The sequence below is a fragment of the Amycolatopsis sp. Hca4 genome, assembly GCF_013364075.1.
Taxonomy (GTDB): Bacteria; Actinomycetota; Actinomycetes; order Mycobacteriales; family Pseudonocardiaceae; genus Amycolatopsis.
In genome coordinates this window covers 3550879-3558600 of the sequence record NZ_CP054925.1, presented here as the reverse complement: position 1 = coordinate 3558600, position 7722 = coordinate 3550879, and the positions used below count along the sequence as shown (strand labels likewise).

Below are 7722 nucleotides of genomic sequence, written 5' to 3'. Positions count from 1 at the left end.
GGGACGCTCGCCTTCCCGGCGGACCTCGACGAGGCGCTCACCGTGCTGCAGGCCGACCGGCCCGGCCCGCTCTGGCTCGCCACCACCGGCGCCGTGCGCACCGGCCGCTCCGACCCCGCTCCCGAGCCGGCCCGCGCGCAGGTCTGGGGCCTCGGCCGGGTCGCCGCCCTCGAGCTCACCGGCCGCGAGATCGGCCTCCTGGACCTCCCGGCCGCGCTCGACGACCGCGGTCACGACCGCCTCGCCGCCCTCCTGGCCGCGGGCACCGGCGAAGACCAGGTGGCCCTGCGGCCGTCCGGCGCGTTCGTGCCCCGGCTCGTCCGCGCCCGGCAGGTGCCGAGCCGCGCGGCTGGACCCCGGACGGAACCGTGCTGATCACCGGCGGCACCGGGGCACTGGGCAGCGCGCTCGCCCGGACCCTGGCCGCCCGCGGTGTCCGGCACCTGCTGCTGCTCGGCCGCCGCGGCCCGGACACCCCGGGCGCGGCCGACCTCGCGGCGCAGCTGCGCGCCCTCGGCGCCGAGCCGGAGATCGTGGCCTGCGACGTCGCCGACCGCGCGGCACTGGCCGAGGTCCTGAGCGGCCGCGCGATCGGCGCGGTCTTCCACGCCGCCGGCCACGGCCGGTTCACCCCGATCACCGAGTCGTCCCCGGAGGACTTCGCGGAGGTGGTCAGCGCCAAAGTGGACGGCGCCACCCACCTCGACGAGCTGCTCGGTGCCGGCCTCGAAGCGTTCGTGCTCTTCTCCTCGATCGCCGGGGTCTGGGGCAGCGGGCACCAGGGCGCCTACGCGGCGGCCAACGCGCACCTCGACGCGCTCGCCGAACACCGCCGGGCCCGCGGCGAGAGCGCCACCTCGATCGCCTGGGGCCCGTGGGCGGGCGCCGGGATGGGCGCCTCCGAAGAGGGTGAAGAACTGCTCCGCCGCCGTGGGCTCCTCCCGCTGGACCCCGGCCTCGGGATGCGCGCGCTGCTGCAGGCCGTCGAGCTGGGGGAGACCACGGTCGTCGTCGCCGACGTCGACTGGGCCCGGTTCGCGCCGTCGTACGCCGCGGCCCGGTCCCGGCCGCTCATGGCCGAACTGCCCGAGTTCGACGCCGGCGAAGGCCCCGGCGAAAGCGGCTCGGCCGAGCTGACCGAGCGCCTGGCCGCGCTGCCCGCCCCCGAACGCCGTCGCGTGCTCCTGGACGTCGTGCGCGCCCGCGCCGCCGCGGTACTCGGGCACGACGGCGCCGAAGCGATCGAACCGGCGCGGCCCTTCAAGGACCTGGGCTTCGACTCGCTCACCGCGGTCGAGCTGCGCAACGCGCTGGTGGCCGAAACCGGCCTCGCCCTGCCCTCGACGCTCGTGTTCGACCACCCCACCCCGGCGGACCTGGCCGACCGCCTGCTCGGCGAAGCCTTCGGTGCCGGCGCACCGGCGCCGGGCCTGCCCGCGGAGGCGGGCACCGGCGACGACCCGATCGCCATCGTCGCGATGAGCTGCCGCTACCCGGGCGGGGTGCGGTCCCCGGAGGACCTCTGGCGCCTGGTGAGCGCGGGCGGCGACGGCATCGCGCCGTTCCCCGCCGACCGCGGCTGGGACGTCGGCGCGCTCTACGACCCGGACCCGGGCAAGAGCGGCCGCAGCTACGCCCGCGAAGGCGGCTTCCTCGACGGCGTCACGGAGTTCGACGCCGGGTTCTTCGGCATCTCACCCCGCGAGGCACTGGCGATGGACCCGCAGCAGCGGCTGCTGCTGGAGACGTCGTGGGAGCTGTTCGAGCGGGCGGGCCTCGACCCGCACTCGCTGCGCGGCACGAAGACCGGGGTGTTCGCCGGCACCAACGGCCAGGACTACGTCACCCTGCTCGGCGCGTCCTCCGGTGTCGAAGGCCACCTGCTGACCGGGAACACCACCAGCGTCATCGCCGGGCGTGTCTCCTACACCTTCGGGCTGGAGGGGCCGTCGGTCGCGGTCGACACGGCGTGTTCGTCTTCGCTGGTCGCGCTGCACCTGGCCTGCCAGTCGCTGCGCCAGGGCGAGTCCACGATGGCCGTGGCCGGCGGCGTGACGGTCATGTCGACCCCCGGCGCGTTCGTCGAGTTCAGCCGGCAGCGCGGGCTGGCGCCCGACGGCCGGTGCAAGCCGTTCGCCGAGGCGGCCGACGGCACCGGCTGGGCCGAAGGCGCCGGTCTGCTCCTGCTCGAACGGCTGTCGGACGCACAGCGCAACGGCCACGAGGTGCTGGCGCTCGTCCGCGGTTCGGCGGTCAACTCCGACGGCGCGTCGAACGGCCTGACCGCGCCGAACGGGCCCTCGCAGCAGCGGGTGATCCGGGCGGCGCTGGCGAACGCGGGCCTCGAACCGTCCGATGTGGACGTCGTCGAGGCGCACGGCACGGGGACGACGCTGGGTGACCCGATCGAGGCGCAGGCCGTGCTGGCCACCTACGGCCAGGACCGGGAGACGCCGCTGTGGCTGGGGTCGGTGAAGTCCAACATCGGCCACGCGCAGGCCGCCGCCGGGGTCGCCGGGATCATCAAGATGGTCATGGCCATGCGCCACCGCGTGCTGCCGCAGTCGCTGCACGTCGACGCGCCGACGTCCCACGTGGACTGGTCGGCGGGCGCGGTCGAGCTGCTGACCGAGGCCCGGGACTGGCCGTCCGAGCGGCCGCGCCGGGCCGGGATCTCCTCCTTCGGCATCTCCGGCACCAACGCGCACACCATCATCGAGCAGGCCGCACCCGCCCCGGTCGCGGCCGGGACCGAGGCAGGCGGCCCGGTGCCGTGGCCGCTCTCGGGCCGGTCGGTGGCCGCGCTGCGGGCCCAGGCCGCCGCGCTGTCCGAAGTGGACGGCAGCCCGGTGGACGTCGGCTTCTCCCTGGCCACCGGCCGGGCGGCGCTCGAGCACCGGGCCGTCGTGCTCGGCAGCACGGCCGAGGACTTCCGGACCGGGCTGGCGGCCCTCGCGGCCGGCACGCCCGCACCCGAGGTCGTCTCGGGCGAGGCGGCGACCGGCCCGCTCGCCGTGCTGTTCACCGGGCAGGGTGCCCAGCGAGCCGGGATGGGCCGGGAGCTCTACGCGCGCTACCCCGTCTACGCCGACGCGTTCGACGAAGCCTGCGCGCACCTCGACCCGCACCTGGAGCACTCGGTCCGGGAGCTCGTGTTCGCCGAGCCCGGCAGCGATCAGGCCGCGCTGCTCGACCGGACCGCCTACACCCAGCCGGCGCTGTTCGCCGTGGAGCTGGCCCTGTACCGGCTGGCCGAAAGCCGCGGCGTGCGGCCGGACCACCTGGCGGGCCACTCGATCGGCGAACTGGTGGCCGCGCACGTCGCCGGGGTGCTGTCACTGGCCGACGCGGCCGAGCTGGTCGCCGCCCGCGGCCGGCTGATGGACGCCCTGCCGGACGGCGGGGCGATGGTCTCGCTACGGGCCGGCGAAGAAGCCGTGGCCGCCGAAGTGGCCAAGACCGGCGGCCGGGCCGGGATCGCGGCGATCAACGGCCCCGGCTCGGTCGTCGTCTCCGGCGACGAGGACGCCGTGCTGGAGCTGGCCGCCGGGTTCGCCGCCGCGGGCGTGCGGACCAAGCGGCTCAAGGTCAGCCACGCGTTCCACTCGCCGCGGATGGACGCGATGCTGGACGGCTTCGCCGCGGTCGCGCGGCGGCTCACCTACCACCCGGCCGAGCGGGCCGTGGTGTCCACCGTGACCGGACGGCTCGCCGGGCCCGAACTGTCCACCCCGGACTACTGGGTGACCCAGGTGCGGGCGTCGGTGCGGTTCGCCGACGCCGTCGCCACCCTGGCCGGGCTGGGCGTCCGGACGTTCCTCGAGGCCGGGCCGGACGCGGTGCTCAGCGCGATGGCCGCCGACTGCCTCGGCGAGGACGTCGTGGCCGTGCCGCTGCTGCGCCGCGACCGGCCGGAGGACCGCACGTTCGCCACCGCGCTCGCCGGGCTGTGGGTCCGCGGCGTCCCGGTCGACCTCGCGGCCGCGGTCACCGGCGCCCGCCGCGTCCCGCTGCCGACCTACGCCTTCCAGCACCGGCGTTACTGGCCCGAGGTCTCCGCCGCGGCCGGGGACGTCGGCGCGGCCGGGCTCACCGACGCGGGCCACCCGCTGCTGGCCGCGACCCTGCCGCTGGCCGGCGGCGACGGGATCGTCCTCACCGGACGCCTCTCGGTGGCCGCGCAGCCGTGGCTGGCCGACCACGCGGTGCTCGGGACCGTGCTGCTGCCCGGCACCGCGTTCGTCGAGCTGGCCATCCGGGCCGGTGACCAGGCCGGCTGCCCGGTCGTCGAGGAGCTGACCCTGTCCGCGCCGCTCGTGCTGCGCGAGCGGGACGCCGTCGCGATCCAGGTGTCGGTCGGTGCCCCGGACGCCGACGGCCGCCGCGAGCTGACCGTCCACTCGCGACCGGACGGCCGCGACGACTGGACCGCGCACGCCGCGGGGGTCCTCGCGCCGGCCACCGCGAACCCGCCGGCCCCGGCGGCCGAGTGGCCGCCCGCCGGAGCGGAACCCGTCGACCTCACCGGCTTCTACGAAACGCTCGCGGCGTCCGGGTTCGGCTACGGCCCGGCCTTCCGCGGCCTGCGCGCGGCCTGGCGCCTCGGGGAGGAGGTCCACGCCGAGGTCGCGCTGCCGGAACGGCAGCAAGCGGGCGCGTTCGGCCTGCACCCGGCCCTGCTGGACGCCGCCCTGCACGCGCTGGGCCTGCGCGACGGTGGCAGCGGCCCGCGGCTGCCGTTCGCCTGGACCGGCGTCACCCTGCACGCCACCGGCGCCACCGCGCTGCGGGTCCGCCTGCGGCCCGGTGCCGGGGACGCGGTCGCCATCGACGTCGCCGACCCGGCCGGTGCCCCGGTCGCGTCCGTGGAAGCACTCGTGCTGCGCCCGGTCTCGGCCGAGCAGCTGCGCGGCCCGGACGGCGCCGACGCGCTGTTCCAGGTCGAGTGGACGCCGGTCCCGCTGCCCGAACCGGTGGCCGGCCGGTACGCGGTCATCGGCCCGGACCCGCTCGGCCTGGTCGCCGGGCTCGGCTCGGCCGGCACCGTCGAGTCCTGTGTGGACCTCGCGGAACTGGGCCGCCGGACCGAGGAGAGCGGCGAGGAACCGCAGTACGTGTTCTCGGCGATCCGGCACTCGGCGCAGCCGCGCGAGCGGGCCGCCTTCGCGCTCGAGCTGGTCCGGGAGTGGCTGGCCGACGAGCGGTTCGCCACCGCCCGGCTCGTGCTGGTGACCCGCGGCGCGGTCGGCGCGGCCGACGGCGACCGCGTCCCCGACCTCACCGCCGCCCCGGTGTGGGGCCTGCTGCGGTCGGCCCAGTTCGAGAACCCCGATCGGCTCGTCCTGGTCGACCTCGACGACGAAGACCCGCGCTCGGCGGCGCTGCTCGGTGCGGTCGCCTCCGGGGAACCGCAGCTCGCCCTGCGGGACGGCCGGGCGCTGGCCGCGCGGCTCGTGCGGGCCGGTTCCGGCACGCTCCTCCAGCCGCCCGAGGGCAACTGGCGGCTCGACAGCACCGGCCGCGGCACCCTGCAGAACCTGGCGCTGGTCCCGAACCCGCTGCCGGAGACCCTCGAACCGGGCACGGTCCGGGTCGCCATCCGCGCCGCCGGGATGAACTTCCGCGACGTCCTGATCGGCCTCGGCATGTACCCGGGCGAGCCGCTCATGGGCATCGAAGGCGCCGGTGTCGTCCTGGAGTGCGGCGAAGGCGTCACCGGGCTCGCGCCCGGCGACCGGGTGATGGGCTTCTTCCCCGGCTCCTTCGGCCCGCGCTCGGTGGCGGACCGGCGGATGCTGGCGAAGATCCCCGACGGCTGGTCGTTCAGCGAAGCCGCGTCGGTGCCGATCGTCTTCCTCACCGCCTACTACGGCCTGGTCGACCTGGCCGGGGTGCGGGCCGGGGAGTCCGTGCTGGTGCACGCGGGCGCCGGCGGTGTCGGCATGGCCGCCATCCAGCTCGCCCGCCACCTCGGCGCCGAGGTCTACGCCACCGCCAGCCCTGGCAAGTGGGACGTCCTGCGCGCGTCCGGGCTCGACGACGCGCACCTCGCCTCCTCGCGCACGACCGGGTTCGCGGAGCTGTTCTGCGAGGCCAGCGGCGGCCGGGGTGTCGACGTCGTGCTCAACGCCCTGACCAACGAGTTCGTCGACGCCTCCTTCGCGCTGATGCCGCGCGGCGGGCGGTTCCTCGAGATGGGCAAGGCCGACGTGCGGGACGCCGACGCGGTCGCCGCCGCGCACCCGGGCGTCCGGTACCAGGCGTTCGACCTGGTCGAAGCCGGCCCGGACCGGATCCGGGAGCTGTTCACCGAGGTCCTCGCGCTGTTCGAGGCCGGTGCGCTGACGCCGCTGCCGGTGCGGACCTGGGACGTCCGGCGGGCACCCGAGGCGTTCCGGTTCGTCAGCCAGGCCAAGCACGTCGGCAAGGTCGTGCTGACCATGCCGCCGTCGTTCGGCGACGGCACGGTGCTGATCACCGGCGGCACCGGCGCGCTGGGCGGCCTGGTCGCCCGGCGGCTGGTCACCGGGCACGGCGTCCGCGACCTGGTGCTGCTGAGCCGCCGCGGCCCGGACGCGCCCGGCGCGGCCGAGCTGGCCGCCGGGCTGCGGGAGCTCGGCGCGGACGTGCGGATCGTGGCCGCCGACGCCGCCGACCGCCGCGAGCTGGCCGCCGTGCTGTCCGGGATCCCGGCGCTCACCGCCGTGGTGCACGCGGCGGGCGTCCTCGACGACGGCGTCGTCGCGTCCCTCACGCCCGAGCGGCTCAACGCGGTGCTGCGGCCGAAGGTGGACGCGGCCCTGAACCTGCACGAGCTGACCCGGGACCTCGGGCTGTCGGCGTTCGTCCTCTTCTCCTCGGCGGCGGCCACGCTCGGCAGCCCCGGCCAGGGCAACTACGCCGCGGCGAACGCGTTCCTCGACGCGCTGGCGCAGCACCGCGCGGCCCGGGGGCTCCCCGCCGGGTCGCTGGGCTGGGGGCCGTGGGCCACCGACGGCATGCTCCGCGAAGCCGACCGCGCGAAACTGGCGCGGTCCGCGTTCGTGCCGTTCACCGCCGACCGCGGCCTCGACCTCTTCGACGTCGCGGCCGCCCGGCCGGAACCGGCGCTGCTGCCGCTGCAGCTCGACGCGGCCGCGCTGGGTGCGCAGGCCGGGCTGCCGCCGCTGTTCGCGTCGCTGGTGCGGGCCCCGGCCCGCCGGACCGCCGAAGCGGCGGCGCCGTCCGGTGCCGCGCTGCCCGAGCGGCTCGCCGCCGTGCCGGAGGCCGACCGCGGGGAGTTCCTCCTCGACGTCGTCCGCGGGCACGTCGCCACCGTGCTGGGCCACGGCTCGGCCGCGGACATCGAGGGCGGCCGCGGCTTCCTCGACCTGGGCTTCGACTCGCTGACGGCGGTGGAACTGCGCAACCGGCTCACCGCCGAGAGCGGCCTGCGGCTGCCGGCCACGCTGATCTTCGACCACCCGTCGCCCGCCGACCTGGCCGGGCACCTGCTGGCCGGGCTCGCACCCGCCGCCGTCGACACCGACGACGCGGTGCTGGCGGAACTGGATCGGTTGCTGGAGCGCGCCGGGGACAGCCGCCGCGTCACCGCGCGGCTGGAGGCGGTGCTCGCGCGGCGCCGGGGCGTTGCCGAGCACGACGACAGCGCACTCGACTCCGCGAGCGACGACGAGATCTTCGACCTGATCGACAACGAACTCGGACTGTCCTGAATGGACG

At 76.7% G+C, this 7722-nt stretch carries 1 protein-coding gene; it reads left to right on the top strand.

Translation table 11 applies throughout. The annotated features are described in order from the left end of the window. The first annotated feature begins 368 nt into the window (after positions 1-368). Positions 369-7715, top strand: a complete 7347-nt coding sequence (locus tag HUT10_RS15580; RefSeq protein WP_176171874.1) for a type I polyketide synthase — start codon at positions 369-371, stop codon at positions 7713-7715. The last annotated feature ends 7 nt before the right edge of the window (positions 7716-7722 follow it).